The organism is Acidovorax sp. AC410 (assembly GCF_979253235.1).
On the sequence record NZ_CEEDCG010000001.1, the window covers coordinates 1,521,978 to 1,539,833 of the forward strand.

15 protein-coding genes are annotated in these 17,856 nt (G+C 68.2%); 5 read left to right on the forward strand and 10 right to left on the reverse strand.

The genetic code is table 11. From position 1 onward, the window contains the following. The first annotated feature begins 87 nt into the window (after positions 1-87). Positions 88-1,020 (forward strand): LysR substrate-binding domain-containing protein, encoded by a 933-nt coding sequence (locus AC0IZS_RS07090; protein ID WP_471634979.1) that lies wholly within the window; start codon positions 88-90, stop codon positions 1,018-1,020. Here the strand turns inward: AC0IZS_RS07090 and AC0IZS_RS07095 are convergent. From AC0IZS_RS07095 to AC0IZS_RS07125, 7 genes are all read right to left on the reverse strand, one after another. Further along, entirely contained in the window at positions 1,005-1,931 is a 927-nt protein-coding gene (locus AC0IZS_RS07095) for an NAD(P)-dependent oxidoreductase (protein ID WP_471634980.1), read from the reverse strand. The genes AC0IZS_RS07090 and AC0IZS_RS07095 overlap by 16 nt on opposite strands. A gap of 28 nt (positions 1,932-1,959) precedes the next feature. Further along, positions 1,960-2,685 carry an ABC transporter ATP-binding protein gene (locus AC0IZS_RS07100; RefSeq protein ID WP_471634981.1) on the reverse strand — a complete coding sequence of 242 codons (726 nt, stop codon included), beginning with the start codon at positions 2,683-2,685 and terminating at the stop codon, positions 1,960-1,962. Next, on the reverse strand, positions 2,678-3,463 hold the full coding sequence (locus tag AC0IZS_RS07105) for an ABC transporter ATP-binding protein (protein ID WP_471634982.1): 786 nt from the start codon (positions 3,461-3,463) through the stop codon (positions 2,678-2,680). The genes AC0IZS_RS07100 and AC0IZS_RS07105 overlap by 8 nt, the downstream gene beginning before the upstream one ends. Then, positions 3,460-4,431 (reverse strand): branched-chain amino acid ABC transporter permease, encoded by a 972-nt coding sequence (locus AC0IZS_RS07110; protein WP_471634983.1) that lies wholly within the window; start codon positions 4,429-4,431, stop codon positions 3,460-3,462. The genes AC0IZS_RS07105 and AC0IZS_RS07110 overlap by 4 nt, the downstream gene beginning before the upstream one ends. Continuing rightward, complete coding sequence (locus tag AC0IZS_RS07115; RefSeq protein WP_471634984.1) at positions 4,431-5,303, reverse strand: branched-chain amino acid ABC transporter permease; 873 nt, start codon at positions 5,301-5,303, stop codon at positions 4,431-4,433. The genes AC0IZS_RS07110 and AC0IZS_RS07115 overlap by 1 nt, the downstream gene beginning before the upstream one ends. 171 nt (positions 5,304-5,474) lie before the next feature. Further along, positions 5,475-6,659, reverse strand: a complete 1,185-nt coding sequence (locus tag AC0IZS_RS07120) for an ABC transporter substrate-binding protein (protein WP_436176047.1) — start codon at positions 6,657-6,659, stop codon at positions 5,475-5,477. Between the two features lie 135 nt (positions 6,660-6,794). Next, complete coding sequence (locus AC0IZS_RS07125) at positions 6,795-7,571, reverse strand: GntR family transcriptional regulator (protein ID WP_471634985.1); 777 nt, start codon at positions 7,569-7,571, stop codon at positions 6,795-6,797. Between the two features lie 263 nt (positions 7,572-7,834). Here AC0IZS_RS07125 and AC0IZS_RS07130 point away from each other — a divergent pair, with 263 nt between their 5' ends. Both AC0IZS_RS07130 and AC0IZS_RS07135 read left to right on the forward strand, forming a co-directional pair. After that, positions 7,835-8,866 (forward strand): Rieske 2Fe-2S domain-containing protein, encoded by a 1,032-nt coding sequence (locus tag AC0IZS_RS07130; protein ID WP_471634986.1) that lies wholly within the window; start codon positions 7,835-7,837, stop codon positions 8,864-8,866. Continuing rightward, positions 8,863-9,831 carry a PDR/VanB family oxidoreductase gene (locus AC0IZS_RS07135; RefSeq protein ID WP_471634987.1) on the forward strand — a complete coding sequence of 323 codons (969 nt, stop codon included), beginning with the start codon at positions 8,863-8,865 and terminating at the stop codon, positions 9,829-9,831. Before AC0IZS_RS07130 ends, AC0IZS_RS07135 begins: the two co-directional genes overlap by 4 nt. A gap of 5 nt (positions 9,832-9,836) precedes the next feature. Here AC0IZS_RS07135 and AC0IZS_RS07140 read toward each other — a convergent pair whose 3' ends face one another. The 3 genes from AC0IZS_RS07140 to AC0IZS_RS07150 form a co-directional block, all read right to left on the reverse strand. After that, positions 9,837-10,187 carry an HPF/RaiA family ribosome-associated protein gene (locus AC0IZS_RS07140; RefSeq protein ID WP_322591096.1) on the reverse strand — a complete coding sequence of 117 codons (351 nt, stop codon included), beginning with the start codon at positions 10,185-10,187 and terminating at the stop codon, positions 9,837-9,839. Between the two features lie 124 nt (positions 10,188-10,311). Beyond that, on the reverse strand, positions 10,312-12,291 hold the full coding sequence (locus AC0IZS_RS07145) for a CHASE2 domain-containing protein (RefSeq protein WP_471634988.1): 1,980 nt from the start codon (positions 12,289-12,291) through the stop codon (positions 10,312-10,314). Further along, positions 12,272-15,886, reverse strand: coding sequence for a TonB-dependent receptor domain-containing protein (locus AC0IZS_RS07150; protein ID WP_471634989.1), 3,615 nt, complete (start codon positions 15,884-15,886; stop codon positions 12,272-12,274). Before AC0IZS_RS07150 ends, AC0IZS_RS07145 begins: the two co-directional genes overlap by 20 nt. Before the next feature lie 304 nt (positions 15,887-16,190). On the opposite strand from AC0IZS_RS07150, the gene AC0IZS_RS07155 reads away from it, so the two are divergent. Then, positions 16,191-17,084, forward strand: a complete 894-nt coding sequence (locus AC0IZS_RS07155; RefSeq protein WP_471634990.1) for a gamma-glutamyl-gamma-aminobutyrate hydrolase family protein — start codon at positions 16,191-16,193, stop codon at positions 17,082-17,084. A gap of 207 nt (positions 17,085-17,291) precedes the next feature. Continuing rightward, a complete protein-coding gene (locus tag AC0IZS_RS07160) occupies positions 17,292-17,849 on the forward strand; it encodes a response regulator (protein ID WP_471634991.1) in 558 nt (185 codons plus the stop codon). Positions 17,850-17,856 lie beyond the last annotated feature (7 nt).

Here is a 17,856-nt window from a genome sequence, read left to right on the forward strand (position 1 = left end):
GACATAAAGCCGGCAGGGGCACTACCAGATATATCATTCTTCTATTGTCGAATTGGAGCTATTGCAAATAGCAGAGAGCACACCCCCATGGACCTCAAGCAGATCGAGTACTTTGTGCGCGTGGCCGAACTGGGCAGTTTCACCCGCGCCTCGGTGGTGCTGGACATCGCCCAGCCGGCCCTGAGCCGCCAGGTGCGCTTGCTGGAGGTGGAGCTGCGCCAGAACCTGCTGGTGCGCAATGGCCGCGGGGCCATACCGACCGAGGCGGGCAAGCTGCTGCTGGAGCATGGCCGCGGCATCCTGCACCAGGTGGAGCGTGCGCGCGAGGAGCTCGGGCGCGTGCGCGGGGCGCTGGCGGGGCGCGTGGCCATCGGCCTGCCGCCCACCATGGCCAAGGTGCTCACGGTGCCGCTCACGCGCGCCTTCCGCGTGCAGATGCCCGATGCGGCCCTGGCCATCAGCGAAGGGCTCACGGTGGCCATGCGCGAATCGCTGACCACCGGGCTGCTGGACATCGCGCTGCTCTACAACACGCCGGCCTCGCCGGGCATCGAGATCACGCCCTTGCTGGAGGAAGACCTGTTCCTGGTGCAGCGCCGGCCCGTGGGCCAGAGCGACGCCGAGGCCGATGCCCAGGCACGGCAGCCCGTGGGGCTGGAGGAACTCACGCGCTTTGCGCTGGTGATCCCCACCCGGCCCAACTCCATCCGCATGCTGGTTGAGTCGGAACTGGCCGCGCTCGGCCTGCGCCCGCAGATCAGCCTGGAGATCGACGGCGTGGCCGCCATCCTGGACCTGGTGGCCGATGGCGCGGGCAGCGCGGTGCTGCCGATGAATGCGGTGACCACCTCGGGCAAGCCCGAGGTGTTCGGCACCCGGCCCATCGGTCAGGCCGGCGAGCCCCGCTTGCGCAGCAAGCTGTCGATGGCCGTGAGCTCGCAGCGCCCGGCCACGCTGACGCAGCAGGCCATGGCAGAGCTCATCCGCACTACCTTGCAGACGATCTACAAGGCGCCTTGATCCCTCTTCGGTGCAGCATCCAGGTGCGCCAGCAGCCGGTCGGCGTAGTCCTGCCAGGGCGCATCCTTGGGCAGGCCCGCGAACACGCCCTCGCGCGCCAGGGCCGCCACCGCCGACTGCTTGTGCGCAATGGCGCTGGCCATCAACGGCTCCACGCCGGCCTCGCGCACAGTGCGCGCGGCCTCGTGCATTTCTTCGGAGCGGCGCTGGCCGTGCTGCACCACGCGGCTGAAGAAGTAACTGCCCTGCCTTTCCCAGTCGATGGAGGGAAAGGTCTCGGCCAGCGTGGGCAGCACATGTGCCTCCACACCGTACTGCCGAGCGGTGGCATAGCTTTCGATCACCAGGGCTTCGAGCCCCTTGATCATCACGCTGCGGCACATCTTGATGGCGCTGGCCACGCCGAGCTTCTCGCTGACCGGCGTGGCATCCATGCCCCAGGCCTGCAGCACCGCCGCCAGGGCCTGCGCCTGAGCGCCCCCGAGCAGCATGGGCACGCGGATGCCATAGGGCGGCACCGAGGTCATGACACCCGCCTCCACATAGTGCGCGCCGCACGCCTCGACCAGCGCAGCGGCCTGCTGCTTGGTGCCGGGCGAGGCCGAATTGAGGTCCAGGAACACCGTGCCAGGGCGCAGGTAGGCAGCTGCTTGCTGCGCCACCTCCAGCGTGTGCGATGCGGTGACGGCCGAGATGATCAGGTCGCTGGCCAAGCACAGCGCTTGCGCAGAAGCGTGGGCCGTGACCCCGTGCTGCGCGGCATGCGCCCGCTCGGCATCGCGCGTAGTGGCCTGCGCGAACTTCAGGTCCCATGCGCCGACACCAGTGACGCCGGGCTGCGACTGCAGCCCCAGGGCAAAGGTCTTGCCGACTTCGCCGTAGCCGATCAGGCCGATGTGCTGCAGGTCCATGGTGAGCCTCGGTGGTGGGGATCGCTGGCTACCGGGCCACACCCAGCAGCCGGTCGAGCAGTTCGGGCTGAGCACGCAGATCCTCTGCGGTGCCGGTATGCACCACCGTGCCCCGGTCCAGCACCGCGGCATGGTCCGAGATGGCCAGGATGGCCTGCGGGTGCTGCTCGACGATGATGGCCGAGAGCCCCTCTTCGCGCGTGATGCGGCGGATGGCGCGCAGCAGTTCCTCGACGATGATGGGCGCCAGGCCTTCCAGCGGCTCGTCGAGCAGCAGCAGCCGCGGGTTGAGCACCAGCGCGCGGCCCACGGCCAGCATCTGCTGCTCGCCACCGGACAGCTGCGTGCCCAGGTTGGTCTTGCGCTCAGCCAGGCGCGGGAACATGGCGTAGACCTTGTCGGGTGTCCACGGCGCCGCCGTGGCGCCCTTGCGGCCGGGCCGCGCCACGGCAGTCAGGTTCTCATGCACCGTGAGCGACTTGAAGATGTTGCGCTCCTGCGGCACCCAGCCGATGCCGGCGGCCGCGCGCTCGTGCGACGGCAGGCGGTGCAGTTGCACGGAGCCCAGAGCCACCGTGCCCGCATGCTGGCGCGTGGCGCCGGCCAGGGTGTTGATCAGCGTGGTCTTGCCGGTGCCATTGCGGCCCAGCAGGGCCAGCGTCTCGCCCTCGGCCAGCGCCAGGGATACACCCTGCAGCACCACCGCCTCTCCATAGCCCGCGCTCAGTCCTTCAATGCGCAAAAGCTCAGACATGCGCATCCTCCCGATGCCCCAGGTACACCGCCTTGACCTGCGGGTCGCGGGCGATGGTGTCGGGGTCGCCCTCGGTGAGCACGGTGCCGTTGACCAGCACCGTCATGCGCTTGGCAAAGCTGAAAACCAGGTCCATATCGTGTTCGATCAACAGCACCGAGACATCGGCGGGCAGGGCGGCCACGGTCTGCAGCAACTCTTCGCGCTCGCCTGCAGGCACGCCGGCCACGGGCTCGTCGAGCAGCAGCACGCGCGGTTCGCAGGCCAGGGCGATGGCGATCTCCAGCAGGCGGCGCTTGCCGTAGGCCAGCACGCGCGTGGGCTCGGCCATCACGGCCGTGAGGTGGAATTGTTCGAGCAACTGCTCGCAGCGCTCGTTCACGGCGTTGCGCGCGCCGAGCTTTTGCCACCACTTGCCGCCCAGGCCCTGCTTTTGCGAAACGGTGAGCGCCAGCGTCTCCAGCGGCGTGAGCGAGTCGAACAACTGGTTGATCTGGAAAGTGCGCACCATGCCGCGCTGCACACGCAGGTGCGGTGCCAGTCGCGTGATGTCCTGGCCTTCGAGCACGATGGAGCCCTCGGTAGGCTCCAGCACGCCCGTGAGCAGGTTGATCAGCGTGGTCTTGCCCGCGCCGTTGGGCCCGATCAGCGCGTGGCGTGCGCCCTGGCGCAGGTTCAGCGTGACATTGTTGGTGGCGGTGATGCCGCCGAAGCGCTTGACCAGGCCGTGCGCGGCCAGCACGACGGGAGCGTCGTTGTGGGTTGCGGCGGTGTTCATGCCTTGCGCCCTCCGAACCAGGTCCAGGGGCGGATCAGGCGCTCGCGCCCCACCAGCACCAGCACCACCAGGAACAGGCCGATCCAGAAGGTCCAGTACTGCGGCGTCACGGCAGAGATCACGTCCTGCAGCAGCTTGAAGCCAATGGCACCGACCACGCCGCCATAGAGCCAGCCCACGCCGCCGATCACCAGGATCAGCATCACGTCGGCCGAGCGGTGGAACTCGAACAGGTCCAGCGAGGCAAAGCCCGTGGTCTGCGTGAGCAGGGCGCCCGCCGCCCCCGCGAGCGCGGCCGCCAGGGTGTACACCTGGGCCAGCTTGGCCGTCACCGGGATGCCGATGGCCATGGCGCGCAGCCGGTTGTCGCGGATGGCCTTGAGCGTGGCGCCGAAGGGCGACTGCACGACGCGCCGCGCGAGCAGGAACAGCACCAGCAGCACACTCATCGAGTACCAGGCCGCCGTGCGCCCGAACAGGTCGAACTCGAACTTGCCAAGCACCGGGCCCATGACCACGCCCTGCAGCCCGTCGGCACCGCCGGTCAGCCAGTCGAGCTTGTTGGCCAGCTCCAGCATGATCAGGCCCACGCCCAGCGTGACCATGAGGCGCGTGAGGTCCGTACCGCGCATGACGGTGAACGAGGCCACCGCGCCCAGCACCGTGGCAGCGGCGATGCCCACTGCCAGGCCGACCAGCGGGTCGGGCATCACGTGCTTGGCGAACAGGGCCGCCGCATAGCCGCCCATGCCGAAGAAGGCCGCGTGGCCGAGCGAGACGATGCCGGTGTAGCCCAGGATCAGGTCCAGCGAAATCGCGAACAGCGCCACGATAGCGATCTCGTTGATGATCAGTGCATGGCTGGGCAGGGCCGCCGGCGCGGCGAAGGCCAGCAGCCACAGCACAGGCTCCCAGGGCCGCATGCGGCGGCTGTGCAGCAGCACATTGGAGCGGGAGGAGCGGTCCATCACTTGCCCCCCTTGCGCACGAAGAGGCCCTGGGGCCGCCAGATCAGGATCAGGATCATGAGGCTGTAGACGATGAAGGCGCCGAGCTTGGGGATGTAGTACTTGCCCGCCACGTCGGCGATGCCGAGCAGCAGCGCGGCCAGCAGCGGCCCGGTGATGGACGAGGTGCCGCCCACGGCCACGACGATCAGGAAATAGATCATGAACTTGAGCGGAAAGCTCGGATCAAGCCCCAGCACCTCGGCCCCGAGCGCACCCCCCAGGCCGGCCAGGCCCGAACCGAAGGCGAAGGTGGACAGGAACACGATGTTCACGTTGATGCCCATGCCGGCGGCCACGCGCTGGTCATCCACCGAGGCGCGCAGCCGGCTGCCAAAGCGCGTGCGCGTGAGCACGTACTGCAGGCCGACGGTAAGGGCCGCGCACACCGCGATGATGAACAGCCGGTAGTGCCCCATGCCGAGCATGAAGGCCCCGCTGCCGATCTCGGTGCGGCCCTTGAGCCAGGCCGGCAGCTGGATGATCTGCCCCGTGGAGCCCACGAAGTAGTCCACCGTGGCCACCGCCATGAACACCAGGCCGATGGAGAACAGCACCTGGTCCAGATGGGCCTTGTGGTACAGCGGGCGGTACAGCGTGCGTTCGAGCACCGCCCCGAGCAGCGCCGTGCCGATGAAGGCCAGCGGCAGGCACCACAGAAAGGGCACGTTCAGCCGCTGCATCAGCAGCACGGTGATGTAGCCGCCGGCCATGGCAAAGGCCCCGTGCGCGAGGTTGATGAAGTTCATCAGCCCCATGGTCACGGCCAGCCCCACCGCCAGGATGAACAGCAGCATGCCGTAGGCAACACCGTCGAAAAGAATGGTCAGCATGCAATCACTTCAATAGAACACAGCACGGGCACGGCGCCGTCCACTGGCCAGAGGAACACCCGTCTTCGATACTGGCGTGCCCGACGCCAGCGCCACCGTGGAACTGGCTTCGCCAGGCCAGGGGTGGCGTCCCCCTCTAGGGGGATGGCGCGAAGCGACTCAGGGGGTTACCTATTTCGTCTTGCCCGGATCCTTGACGTCCTTGATCACGTCGAACTCCACGTTGTAGAGCTGGCCGTTGACGCGTTCGACCTTGCGCAGGTACACGTTCTGCACGATGTCACGGGTCTGCGCGTCGATGAACACCGGGCCGCGCGGGCTCTCGAAGACCTGGCCCTTCATGGCGGCCAGCAGGGCGTCGCCGCCGCCCGCGCCCTTGGTGGTCTTGAGCGCTTCGTAGATCACGCGCATGCCGTCGTAGCCGCCCACGGCCATGAAGTTGGGGCGCAGGCCCTTGTTGGCCTTCTCGAAGGCCTCGACGAACTTCTTGTTCAACGGCGAGGGGTGCGCGGCCGAGTAGTGGTGCGAGGTGACCACGCCCAGCGCGCCGTCGCCCATGTCGTTGAGCTGGTCGTCATCGGTCACGTCGCCGGTGGCGATGAGCTTGATACCGGCCTTGTCCATGCCGCGCTCCAGGAACTGCTTCATCACCGCCGCGCCCGCGCCCGAGGGCACGAAGACGAACAGCGCATCGGGCTTGGCGTCGCGCACCTTCTGCAGGAAGGGGGCGAAGTCCGGGTTGCGCAGCGGCACGCGCAAAGCCTCGGTCACCTGGCCGCCGTTGAAAGTCAGGCGCTGGTTGAAGAATTTCTCGGCATCGATGCCCGGGCCGTAGTCGCTCACCAGCGTCACGACCTTCTTGATGCCGTTCTTGGGCGCCCAGTCGGCCAGGGCCACCGACACCTGGGGCAAGGTGAAGCTGGTGCGCACCACATAGGGCGACGCCTCGGTGATGCTGGACGTGGCGGCAGCCATCACCACCAGCGGGGTCTTGGCCTGCGTGGCCAGTGGTGCCGTGGCCATGGCCGAAGGCGTGATGCCCATGCCGGCAAGCACGTTGACCTTGTCGTTCACCACCAGCTCCTGGGCCAGGCGGCGCGTCACGTCCGGCAGGCTGGTGTCGTCCTTGACGATGAGCTGCACCTTCTTGCCACCGACCGTGTCACCGTTCTGCGCCATGTACAGGCGCGCGGCGGCCTCGATCTGGCGGCCGGTGGTCGCCTGCTGCCCCGTCATGGGCAGAACCAGGCCGATCTTGAAGACGTTGTCCTGGGCCGCGGCCGGCAGGGCCGCCAGGCCGCCGGCCAGGGTCAGGGCGGCAGCGGCCGAGGCGCGCAGAAGGTGGCGTTTGTGCATGGTGCTTAGTCTCCTGTGGAATGTCGTTGTATACAGCGTGTGCTGGCCGGAGTCTGGTACGGCGCAGGGCAACGCACAAGCGGGATTTCGGACTTTTAGATATCGCCGATTGTGATAACTTGCAACAGTTATGGGTCAGGCGCTTTCCCTGATCAGTTGTACCCCGGGTAAACCCTGACCTTGAGATGCCTGCACGGCCGCGAGCAGGTTGCGCCGTGTGATGCGCGAGTGCTCGCGCATGATGGCCTCGGCCCGCGCGCCCTCGCGCCGCTCGATGGCATCGAGCACCTGCCGGTGCTGGTCCTGCGCCACCACCAGCATGTCGCGCGCGGCGGGCGAATGCGTCTGCACCACCACAAAGGCCGAGGGCGAGGCGAACGGCAGGCCCTTGACCCGGTCGAGTTCGCGCACGATGACCTCGCTGCCCACCATGCGGCTGAGCAGGTGGTGAAATCGCGCATTCAGCGCCACATAGGCCGAAAAGCCTTCGTCGTCGAGCGAACGCGGCGCCAGCACGGCGTCGATCTCGTCCAGGCACTGCACGCTTTCGGCCATCACGCCCGCGTCCACGCCGCGCTCGGCCGCCAGCCGCGCGGCCAGCCCCTCCATGGTGCCGCGCAGTTCGATGGCATCGGCTACGTCGGTTTCCGAGAAGGTGCGCACGGCATAGCCGCCACCTTGCAGGCGGTGCAGCAGCCCTTCCTGCTCCAGCCGCATCAGTGCGGCCCGGATGGGGGTGCGCGAGACCCCAAGCATCTCCACCAGCGGCAGCTCGGCAATGCGCGCGCCACCGGCCAGTTCGCCGGCCAGGATCATCTCGCGCAGCCGCAACTGGGCCTTGACCGACTGCGAGGCGCCAGCTTCTGCAGCGTCGCCAAGGGCGGCCAGGGCCTGGGGTTCGGGATGGTTCATGGTTGGTGCGGAGCGGGAGTTCTGGCGTATGGCCGAATGTATACAGAAATCAGCCGAACCTCCATCCCATGACGGGCCTCGCTCCATACAAAACAACAGCTTACGGGATATGCCAGCACGCGATAACTGGTTTATGGCTTTTTTATGTATACAGGAATCTGGCTTTTTCGCACAATCCCCCTGCAAATACAGCGATTCGCAGGCTGGCTGTATACAAGCCTGCGGCGCGACACATCCTTCCCCCACGGAGAGAGACAAGCATCATGTTCCCCAAGAACGCCTGGTACGTCGCCTGCACCCCCGACGAGATTGCCGACAAACCCCTGGGCCGCACCATCTGCGGCGAGAAGATGGTCTTCTACCGCCCGGCACCCGACCAGGTCGCCGCCCTCGACGACTTCTGCCCCCACCGCGGCGCGCCCCTGTCGCTGGGCACCGTCTGCGATGGCCAATTGATGTGCGGCTACCACGGCCTGCGCGTGGGCTGCGACGGCAAGGCCGTTTCGATGCCGGGCCAGCGGGTGCAGGGCTTTCCGCGCACACGCAGCTTTCCGGTGGTCGAGCGCTACGGCTTCATCTGGGTCTGGCCCGGCGATGCCGCACAGGCCGACCCCGCCAAGATCCACCACCTCGCATGGGCCGAGAGCCCCGAGTGGGCCTATGGCGGCGGGCTGTACCACATTGCCTGCGACTACCGGCTGATGGTCGACAACCTGATGGACCTGACGCACGAGACCTACGTGCATTCCAACAGCATCGGCCAAAAGGAGATCGACGAGGTGCCGTGCAAGACCCGGGTCGAGGGCGACGAGGTCATCACCAGCCGCTTCATGGAGGGCATCCAGGCGCCCCCGTTCTGGCAGATGGCGCTGCGCATGAACGGCCTGCCCGACGACCAGCCCGTGGACCGCTGGCAGATCTGCCACTTCACGCCGCCAAGCCACGTGCTGATCGAGGTCGGCGTGGCGCTTGCCGGCCATGGGGGCTATGAAGCCCCGGCCGACAAGAAGGCATCGAGCATCGTGGTGGACTTCATCACGCCCGAGACCGAGACCTCGATCCACTACTTCTGGGGCATGGCGCGCCACTTCAAGCCCGAGGATCCGGCCCTCACCGCGCAGATCCGCGAAGGCCAGGGCAAGATCTTTTCCGAAGACCGCGAAATGCTGGAGCTGCAGCAGCTGAACCTGCTGCGCCACCCCGAGCGCAAGCTGCTCATGCTCAACATCGACGCCGGCGGCGTGCAGTCGCGCAAGGTGATCGACCGCACCCTGGCGGCGGAGCAGGCAGCATGACAACCGCGCAGGAAACCCTGCAGGTGCGCGTGGTGCGCAAGCACGCCGAGGCCGAGGGCATTGCCAGCTTCGAACTGGCCCGCACCGACGGCGCGCCGCTGCCCGCGTTCAGCGCCGGCTCGCACATCGACGTGCATGTGCCCGGCGGACTCACACGCCAGTACTCTCTGTGCAACAGCGCCAGCGAGCAGCACCGCTACCGCATCGCCGTGCTGCGCGACGCGGCCTCGCGCGGCGGCTCGGCCGGCATGCACGACGCCGTGCATGAAGGCGACACGCTCACCATCAGCACGCCGCGCAACCATTTCGAACTGCACCCCGCGCCGCGCACCCTGCTGCTGGCGGGTGGTATCGGTGTGACGCCGCTGCTGTGCATGGCCGAACGCCTGGCCCACACCGGCGCCGACTTCACGCTGCACTACTGCACGCGTTCATTGGCGCGCACGGCGTTCACCGAGGAGATTGCGGCATCGGCCATGGCCCCCCACGTGCAGGTGCATACCGACGAAGGCGGGCCCGAGCAGAAGCTCGACCTCATGGCCGTGCTGGCCGACATCGCGCCCGATGCGCGCCTGTACGTCTGCGGCCCCGCCGGGTTCATCGACCATGTGGTGAACACCGCGAAGAACCTGGGCTGGCCTGCGGACCGCATCCACCTCGAATACTTCGGCGCGCCCGCGCAGGACACCTCGGGCGACGGCGCGTTCGAGGTGCGCATTGCCAGCACCGGCAGCACCTACACCATACCGGCCGACATCTCCATCGTCGATGCGCTGCGCACCCAGGGCGTGGACATCATGACCTCATGCGAGCAAGGCGTGTGCGGCACCTGCCTTACGCGCGTGCTCGAAGGCGAGGTGGACCACCGCGACATGTACCTCACCGACGAGGAGAAGGCGTCGAACGAGCAGTGCATGCCCTGCTGCTCACGGGCCAAGGGCAAGCTGCTGGTGCTGGATCTCTAGGCGATCTATTCCGCTTCGGCCGTGCGGATGGTGTCGCGGCCATGGCGGTCCTTGGCGCGGCCCAGGTCCGTGTCGAGCGCGCGCGCCAGCTTGTCGGTGGCGCCGATGAAGGCGTTGGCCATCTTGTCGGCCTCGTCCGTCACCGTCACGGGCTGGCGACCGGTCACGCGCGCCTCGATGCGGCAGCGCTTGTCCTTGGCCCCCGATTTACCTGCGTCGACGTCGGACAGGAACACTTCCAGCCGCGTCACATGGTCCTGGAAGCGCGCCAACCGGCTCTTGGCTTCGTCGGTCACCCATTGGGCCAGGGATTCGCTGCCGTTGATGTGGTCGTCGGTGTTGACTTGTACTTGCATGCTGGGCTCCTTGGGTGGTTGCGAGAGAAAGGCGGCGGTGCAGGACCGCAGCCATGGCTCCATGGTGGCACCAAAGCCGCCACAGCGCGAATCGGCCGGGTAAGAACCTGTTAAACACAGGTTCTTACAACTTGTCCAGCGCGACGGCGGTGGGCCAGGGCATGCCCGAAGGCAGCGCCGCCGCCTCGGCCACGCGGTTCTGCAAGCGCAGGGCGGCCGGGTCGCCGGGACAGCGTTGCAGCAACTGGTCGAGGAGAGCCGCGGCCGTGGCCGCATCGCCCCCGTGGAAGGCATCCAGGGCTGCGGCAGACAGCGCGCAGACCTCGTGGTCCGCGCAGAGCGTGAAGACGCGCACCGGCTCGGCCCGGCCCTTGACGATGACCTCGTCCAGCACGCGCACCAGCAGGACGGGCGGCAGTTGCCGCGCCGTGGCTTGCGACAGCAGGATGCCCGTGCCGAAGGCCTTGTTCGCGCCCTCCAGGCGCGCCGCAAGGTTCACCGCATCGCCGATCACCGTGTACGAAAAACGCTGCTGCGAGCCCACGTTGCCCACCACCACCCGACCGGTGTGCAAGCCGATGCGCATTTGCAGCGGCGGCAGGCCGCGCGCGCGCAGGGCGGCCACCAGCGGTTCCATGGCCTTTTGCATGTCCAGCGCCGCATGCACCGCATGCTCGGCGTGCTGGGCATCGTCGAGCGGCGCGCCCCAGAAGGCCATCACGGCATCGCCGATGAACTTGTCCACCGTGCCGCCGCTGGCGTGGATGATGGGCGTCATGGCGTCGAAGTAGCCGGAGAGCAGTTCCACCGTCTGCTCGGCGCTGAGCTGTTCCGACAGGGTGGTGAAGTTGGCCAGGTCGGTGAACATGATGGTCACCTCACGCACCTCGCCGCCCAGGCGCATGAGTTCGGGCTCAGCCACCAGGCGTGCCACCACCTCGGGCGGCACATACTGGGCGAACATGGCCCGGGTCTGCTGGGCCCGCTGGCGCACCGTGGCGTAGATCACCAGTGCGGTGGCGCCCGTCAACCCCAGGGCCGCGGCCATGGGCATCAACGGCGGCCACCACAGCCGTGCGTGGGCGAACAACAGCCACGAGGCGAGCGCCATGGCCGCCACCAGGGCCGCCATCAGCACGACCGCCCAGCCCGTGTGCAGGCGTCGACCGGCCAGGATCACCAGCGGCACCATCAGCAGCAGCAGCACGGGAGTCCAGTGCCCTGGCGCACTGCGCAGGCCATCGCCTGCCAGCAGGTTGTCCACCTGCGTGGCCTGCAGTTCCACACCGGGAAACAGGCGATCCCCCCCAGCGGAACCGAAGGGCGAGTTGAACATGTCGGCACGCCGGCTCTCCAGGTCGGAGGCGCTCAGCGCAGAGCGTCCCACCAGCACGATCTTGTCCTTGAAGAAGCCGGGCGGCAGCAGCCCCGGCTCCAGTGCCTGGTAGTACGAGCGTGTGTCGAAGCTGCCGCGCGGGCCGCGGTAGGCCAGCCACTCGGCCGATCGCAGGTCTTTGGCCCCCACGCCCGCAACGCGCCGCGCCATGTGCATGGCCAGGCTGTCCTCGTCGCCAAATGCACGGCGCACCACAAAGTCGTCGTCCGGCTGTACCAGCGAACTGCCCGCCTGGCCACCCGCGGCCAGCAGCCGCTGCAGCGGCGGCACCTCGGTCCACAGCGTGGCATTGCCGCTGTCGATCTTCTCGCGCGCCGAGGCCAGCACCACCGGCGCGGCCGTGGCCACCGCACGCTCCAGCGCAGCGTCCTCCTCCTCACCGCTCGGGTCGGCGAACACCACGTCCATGCCGATCACCGCCGCACCATCGGCATGCACGCGCTCGATCAGGCGTGCGTGCAGGCTGCGTGGAAAAGGCCAGTGCTGCTGCAGCTCCTGGAAGCTGGGCTCGTCGATCGCAAGGATCACCACCGGATAGACGCTCCGCCGGGGCGCCGAGAGCGCCGTGAGCACGTCGAAGGTCTTGAACTCCAGCGCATGCCAGGGCCGGGTGAACGTGGCAGCCCAGGCCAGCAGCAGCACCAGCGCGCTGGCCGCCAGCGCCAGCACCGATTCGCGCCAGAAGCCCCTAGAAGCGGTAGCGCGCATCGATCACGTACCGGACCGTCTGGCGCGGTGTCCGGTCTCCGAACAGGTTCAGCACCCCGGCGCCCACCACCCAGTGCTTGTCCTGTGTCTCCCAGTAGCCCACGAGGTCCAGGTTCCAGCCCGCAGGGCGGCGCGTGAGGTTCTGCTTATCCTCGAAGCGCTCGGACCGGTAGACCGCGCGGGCACTCAGGTACACGCGCTGCGCGCTGGCCCAGGTGGCCCCGATCACGGCGGTATGGCGCGGGATGTAGGGGATGCGCAGGTCGCGCACCATGCTGTTGCTGGTGCTGTCCAGGTACTGGCTGCTGCTGTGCTGGTACAGGTACTTGGCATAGCCCGACCACTGGCGGCTGAACATGCGGTTGAGGCCGGCCCCCAGGGCCTGCAGCGTGCCTTCCTCGAAGCCCGGCGTGCCTTCGAGCACGTCGGTGGTCGAGAGGTTGATGAGCTGCGCGTTGCGCATCTCTTCCAGAAAAGGCATGCTCGGTGTGCGCAGGTCCACCCCGATCACACCGGGGTTGCGCACGCGCAGGTGGTCGGCGCGCAGGCTCAGGAAGGTGTGCCCGTCGATCTCCATGCCCAGTTGCGCCACCGTGCGGCGATGGCGCCCGCCGGCCTCCACCATGCGGTCCTCGACGGGGATGCCGGCCGTCTCCACGCTGGTGAGGGTGGACGCGCTCAGCGGGCGCAACCAGTCCTGGTAGGCCATGCGCAGCGTGGTCCCCGCCGCGGGGCTGAACACCACGCCCACGCGCGGGGTCACCACCCTTTCCGTGTCGGTGCGCCGGGCCTGGCTCGATTCGCTCACGTCCCGGATCAGCAGGCCCACCGCATTGCCGCCGCGCACCCGGTGGCGGATCTGCTGCAGCCCCAGGGCGCCATCGAGCAGCAGGTCGGGCGTGAACTGCTGGCTGCCCGCCAGGGTCAGGCCGGTGTAGCGCCGGTCAATCTCGTTGACGCCGGCGAATACCAGGATGTCCGGCACCGCGCCGCTGTCCTGGCGGATCAGGGGGCCGTAGCCGCTCACCTCGCTGGACTGCTTTTCTGCCACATGCTCCAGGGCCACGCTCCAGCGCTGCCCGGGTTGCGGGTCCACGCTGTGGCGCAGTTGCAGATCGGTGAAGGCCTTCTCGGGAGAGGCCTGCAGCCCGCCCAGGGCTGCCAGCGGCGGAAAGAGGAACAGGGTGGGAAAGTTGTCGGCGCGGTTGCTCTCCCGGCTGCGCCCGATCTTGAGCCAGGTCTGCTCCACCGGGCTCCAGCGGTACGACAGCCCGGCCACGCCCAGGCGCGCCCGGTTGTCTGCGGTGGTCTGCCGCACCTCGGAGCCATCGCCCCACAGGTCGAGCTGGTTGCGGCCCCGAAGGGACACGTCGTACTGGTTGGCGTAGGCGAACAGGTTCAGGCGCTCGCTGGGCTGCAGCCCCAGGCCGAAGGTGAGCACGTCGGCGCCGATGTCCCCGGTCCCCGAGGGATCGTGGAAAGCCGGCGCATTGAACACCCCGACGTCGATCGGGGAGCGCTTGGCCCGTGCGCTCTGTGCCTTGAGGAACCACGACACCGGAAGGCGGCTGTTGTCCATGCCGTTGAGCGTGACCGAGGGCGCGCGCATGCGGTAGAAGTCGCGGTCCAGCAGCAGGCCCAGGGCGCCATGGCTGCCCGGGCGCTGCAGCAGCGAAGAGTGCAGCTGGCTGGCGCCGAAGGCCATGGGGTCGGTCAGGAAGCCCTGGAACAGCGCCGAGTTCTTGTTGAACTCGCCGCGGTAGCGGTCCGCCAGGAACAGGTGGCTGCCGCCCCAGTAGGGCGAGAAGCTCTTTTGCGCCAGCTCCAGCGCCCAGTCCTCCATGCCGAAGAAGGCCAGCGAGGCACCCAGGTTGGCGCTGCCCTTCTGGTCATTGGCCACCTGGTTGAGCGACTTGAGGTAGGGCATGCGCTGCAGGGCCGCGCGCGCGGAGGCGACGGCATCCCCGGGCTGGAACAGATCCGTCTGGATCTGCGCCAGCAGCAGGTAGGGCAAGGGGTCCTTGTCGTCGAGGGCGCTGGCCTGGCGCAGCGTGGCCAGCGCGTCGGGCGTGCGCCCGAGCTGGTAGTAGGCCACCGCCGTCCAGACCTTGGCCCGGGCATAGCGCGGCTCCATCACGCCCGCGCGCAGGAAGTCGTCGAGCGCGGCCTGCGGCTGGCCCTGCTTGAGGTGCATCAGCCCCTGCCCGGTCAGCGCGACGTAGTCGGCCGGGTTGTCGTGCAGGGCGGTCTCGAACGCCTGCCCCGCCTCGGTGAACTGGTTGACGAAGGTCGCCAGCGTGCCCCGCTCGCCCTGTGCCCCCGGCGCCTGCGCATCGAGCGCCAGCGCCTGGCCCAGTGCCTTGCGCGCGGGGCCTGTCTCCTCGCGCTCCACGTGCGCGCTGCCCAGGCCCTGCCAGGCCCGCGCGTCGCCGGGCATGCGTACCGTGGCCTCCGTGTAGGCCGCAATGGCCGCCGGCCCATCGCCCTGGCGGCGGGACAGCTCGGCGCGCACCAGCGCCAGGCCCCCATCGCCCGTGCCGGCGCCCGCCAGCGTGGCCTGCGCTTCGTCCACCCGCTCGGTGAGCAACTGCACGCGCGCCAGCTGGGCCACCAGGGCCGGGTGCGCAGGCCAGTGCCGTGCAAGCGCGGCGCGCAGGGTGTTCACGGCGGCGGGCCCATCGCCGTCCAGCAATTGCAGATCCGACTGCATGAGCCAGGCGGCGAGCACGGGCGGCTGGCCAGCGTCCCCGATCTGGCGCGCCAGCTGGCTGCGTGCCGCCTGCAGGTCGCCCGCCTGCAGTGCCACGGCGGACTCCATGGCAGCGGCCCAGCCTGCGGGCACCTGGCTGCGCGCCTGCGCCAGGGCAGTGGCTGCAGCAGCCGCATTGCGGGCGGCCAGAGCGCGTCGCACCGGTTCCAGCGCGGCAGACATGCCACCATCGGTATTGCCCTGCGCCGCGAGCGAAGGCAGCGGGTCGGCGCGCAGCGCATTCACCCACTGGATGCGGTCGCGCGGCTGGGTGAGCACCATCTTCACCGGTGCCTGGCCCACATCGGCGTAGGCGGCCTCGTTGGCCGCCACCGACACCTGCCCCTGGGCATTGCCGAACTCCACCGTGCCCGAGAGCACGGTGATCAGCGTGCGGCCGTCGCCAGCGACCTCGATGTCCCAGTCCGTGCCACGGATCGCGGCCGTGGCGGCGGGTGTTTCCAGCGTGAGGCGGCTGCCGTCGGCGCGGCGCGTCTGCGTCCAGGCACGGCCGGCGCTGAGCATCAGCGTGGTCACCGGCTGCGCGGGTGTGGCCACGGCCTTGACCTGCAGCACCGTGTTCTGGTGCAGGCGCAGCTGGGTGTCGTCGGCAAACAGCAGGGCCATGCGTGCGGCTTCGCGCGTGCGCACGAAATCACCCGCGGCCAATGCCTGCGCCTGGCGCGCGGGCTTCCAGTCCTGCACGCTGGCTGCGCGCTGATCGCCGGGTCCCTGCAGCCCCACGATCTCGGCCGCTGCGCCCGGCGGTACGGCGGCATGGCTGCAGGGCCAGGCCAGCGCCATGAGCGCTGCCAAGGCAGAAAGGTGCATCGAGGGGTGGCGCATGGAGGTGCCTTGTTAACGGTGGAGCGGGCAGCGGCCGACGCGTGGGCGGCCCACAACGGGCGACCCGCAGCCCGTCACACCCGGTTTCCGAAATTATCGTGAGCAAGGCTGAGCGCAGGGCACGGCACCTCCACACCACCCTGCCATTTCATGAAGAAAGCCACATTTCATAGCACCACGTGGCGCAGCCACAGGCATGCACGGCCCTTTCCTACAGACGGCACCGGGAGCGGGTGCTACAACGTAAATACCTATTGCCTTGCATGCGCAGCCCTTCATTCGCATGCCTATGGAGCTCCCACCCATGTCCGCCGCCCCCCGCCTCAAGATCGGCCTGTCCGCCTGTTTTCAGCATGCCGACCCCACCCGCTCCCTGTTCACCAACAAGACCCTGCAGTATGTCGAGCAGTCCATCGCGCACTGGCTCATGTCGGCCGGGGCCATGGTGGTGATGGTGCCCTGCCCCACGGGTGAAACCGCACGCGGCGACGTCACACTGGCCCACTATGCCGAATGGCTCGATGGCGTGGTGATGCACGGCGGTGCGGACGTCTGGCCGGGCAACTACGGCGAGGAGCCGCTGCGCGAAGAATGGGTCGGCGACCGCGTGCGCGACCTGTACGACCTGGCCGTGGTCAAGGCGTTCGCCGAAGTGCGCAAGCCCATCTTCGGCGTTTGCCGGGGCCTGCAGTTGATCAACGTGGCCTTCGGCGGTGCGCTGTACCAGGACATCGAATTCCAGCACCCTGGCGCGCAGCAGCACCGCAACGCCACGACCTACGACCAGCATTTCCACGACATCCACATCGTGCCCGGCTCACGCCTTGCCCAGTTGTACCCCGACAGCCCGCGCGCAAGGGTCAACAGCATCCACCACCAGGGCATCAAGCGGGTGGCACCGGACTTCGAAGTGGAGGCCCTGAGCGAACCGGATGGCGTGCCCGAAGCCATCCGCCTCAAACCCGCTCCGGGGCGCGGCTACATTGCTGCAACGCAATGGCACCCCGAGTTCCACAAAGTGGGCTCGGACACACTGGACGACACCGCCATCCTCGAGGATTTTCTCGCCGCATGCACCAAGGCCAAGGCGCAGGCCCCCATGGAGCACCGTGTTTCACCCTTGCGTGACCGCGCCACCCGGCTGCTGCAGCGGGCGTTGCGCAAGGACCGGCAGAAGGCCGGGGAGTCACAGTCGTGAGGCAGTGCCTTGCACGCGTGGTGCGGCAGCACCAGTGGTCACGACGGCAACAACGTCCCATCGCCACCAGGCGCTGAAAAGCAGCCAAAGCGCCTGATGGCCTCCCGGGGTGAGGCGTGCGAAACGCCCGCATCTTCTGCCCCAGCCCAACATCCTGGATACTTGGCGCTTGTTGAGCCCCCATCCAGCGAGAAGCGAGCCCGCACCATGAGTATCTTCGACCGCCTTCTGGGCGGCATGCGCAAGACAACGGACCGTCCCGACGCACCCCCTGCGCGTGCCGCAGACCCTCTGGAGCGGCGCAAGCACAGGCGTGTCAATGCGCGAAAAGGCACCAGGGTGCTGATCATTGACGACTCGCCGACCGTGGTCGCCGTCCTGCGCAAGACGCTGGTGTCGGCGGGCTATGAAACCCGCGAGGCGCTGGATGCCGAGCAGGGCCTGGCGCTGATCGCCGAGGAACCGCCCGAACTGATCTTTCTCGACATCATCCTTCCGGGCATGAACGGGTTCAATGCACTGCGCGCCATTCGCAGGACGCCTGCCTCGCAGCACATCCCGGTGATCATGATCAGCGGCAACGAGCACGCCACCGAACAGTTCTATGCCAATCGGATCGGCGCAGACGATTTCATGAAGAAGCCGTTCTCGCGCCATGAGATCTTCGCCCGCATCGAGGCCTTGCTCGACGCGCAGCTCATTCCCCGGCGCAGCGGTGGCGCGCCGGGCGGCGCTGCGGCAGACGGGCCACCCGCCCCTTTCTGATCCCTCA

Bases quoted from the DNA above. Each gene is read 5' to 3' on its own strand.
- AC0IZS_RS07110 (WP_471634983.1), bottom strand. From the start codon at position 4,431: ATGGACCGCTCCTCCCGCTCCAATGTGCTGCTGCACAGCCGCCGCATG.
- AC0IZS_RS07160 (WP_471634991.1), top strand. From the start codon at position 17,292: ATGAGTATCTTCGACCGCCTTCTGGGCGGCATGCGCAAGACAACGGAC.
- AC0IZS_RS07135 (WP_471634987.1), top strand. From the start codon at position 8,863: ATGACAACCGCGCAGGAAACCCTGCAGGTGCGCGTGGTGCGCAAGCAC.
- AC0IZS_RS07115 (WP_471634984.1), bottom strand. From the start codon at position 5,303: ATGCTGACCATTCTTTTCGACGGTGTTGCCTACGGCATGCTGCTGTTC.
- AC0IZS_RS07120 (WP_436176047.1), bottom strand. From the start codon at position 6,659: ATGCACAAACGCCACCTTCTGCGCGCCTCGGCCGCTGCCGCCCTGACC.
- AC0IZS_RS07090 (WP_471634979.1), top strand. From the start codon at position 88: ATGGACCTCAAGCAGATCGAGTACTTTGTGCGCGTGGCCGAACTGGGC.
- AC0IZS_RS07095 (WP_471634980.1), bottom strand. From the start codon at position 1,931: ATGGACCTGCAGCACATCGGCCTGATCGGCTACGGCGAAGTCGGCAAG.
- AC0IZS_RS07130 (WP_471634986.1), top strand. From the start codon at position 7,835: ATGTTCCCCAAGAACGCCTGGTACGTCGCCTGCACCCCCGACGAGATT.
- AC0IZS_RS07105 (WP_471634982.1), bottom strand. From the start codon at position 3,463: ATGAACACCGCCGCAACCCACAACGACGCTCCCGTCGTGCTGGCCGCG.
- AC0IZS_RS07150 (WP_471634989.1), bottom strand. From the start codon at position 15,886: ATGCGCCACCCCTCGATGCACCTTTCTGCCTTGGCAGCGCTCATGGCG.
- AC0IZS_RS07125 (WP_471634985.1), bottom strand. From the start codon at position 7,571: ATGAACCATCCCGAACCCCAGGCCCTGGCCGCCCTTGGCGACGCTGCA.
- AC0IZS_RS07100 (WP_471634981.1), bottom strand. From the start codon at position 2,685: ATGTCTGAGCTTTTGCGCATTGAAGGACTGAGCGCGGGCTATGGAGAG.
- AC0IZS_RS07145 (WP_471634988.1), bottom strand. From the start codon at position 12,291: ATGCGCGCTACCGCTTCTAGGGGCTTCTGGCGCGAATCGGTGCTGGCG.
- AC0IZS_RS07155 (WP_471634990.1), top strand. From the start codon at position 16,191: ATGTCCGCCGCCCCCCGCCTCAAGATCGGCCTGTCCGCCTGTTTTCAG.
- AC0IZS_RS07140 (WP_322591096.1), bottom strand. From the start codon at position 10,187: ATGCAAGTACAAGTCAACACCGACGACCACATCAACGGCAGCGAATCC.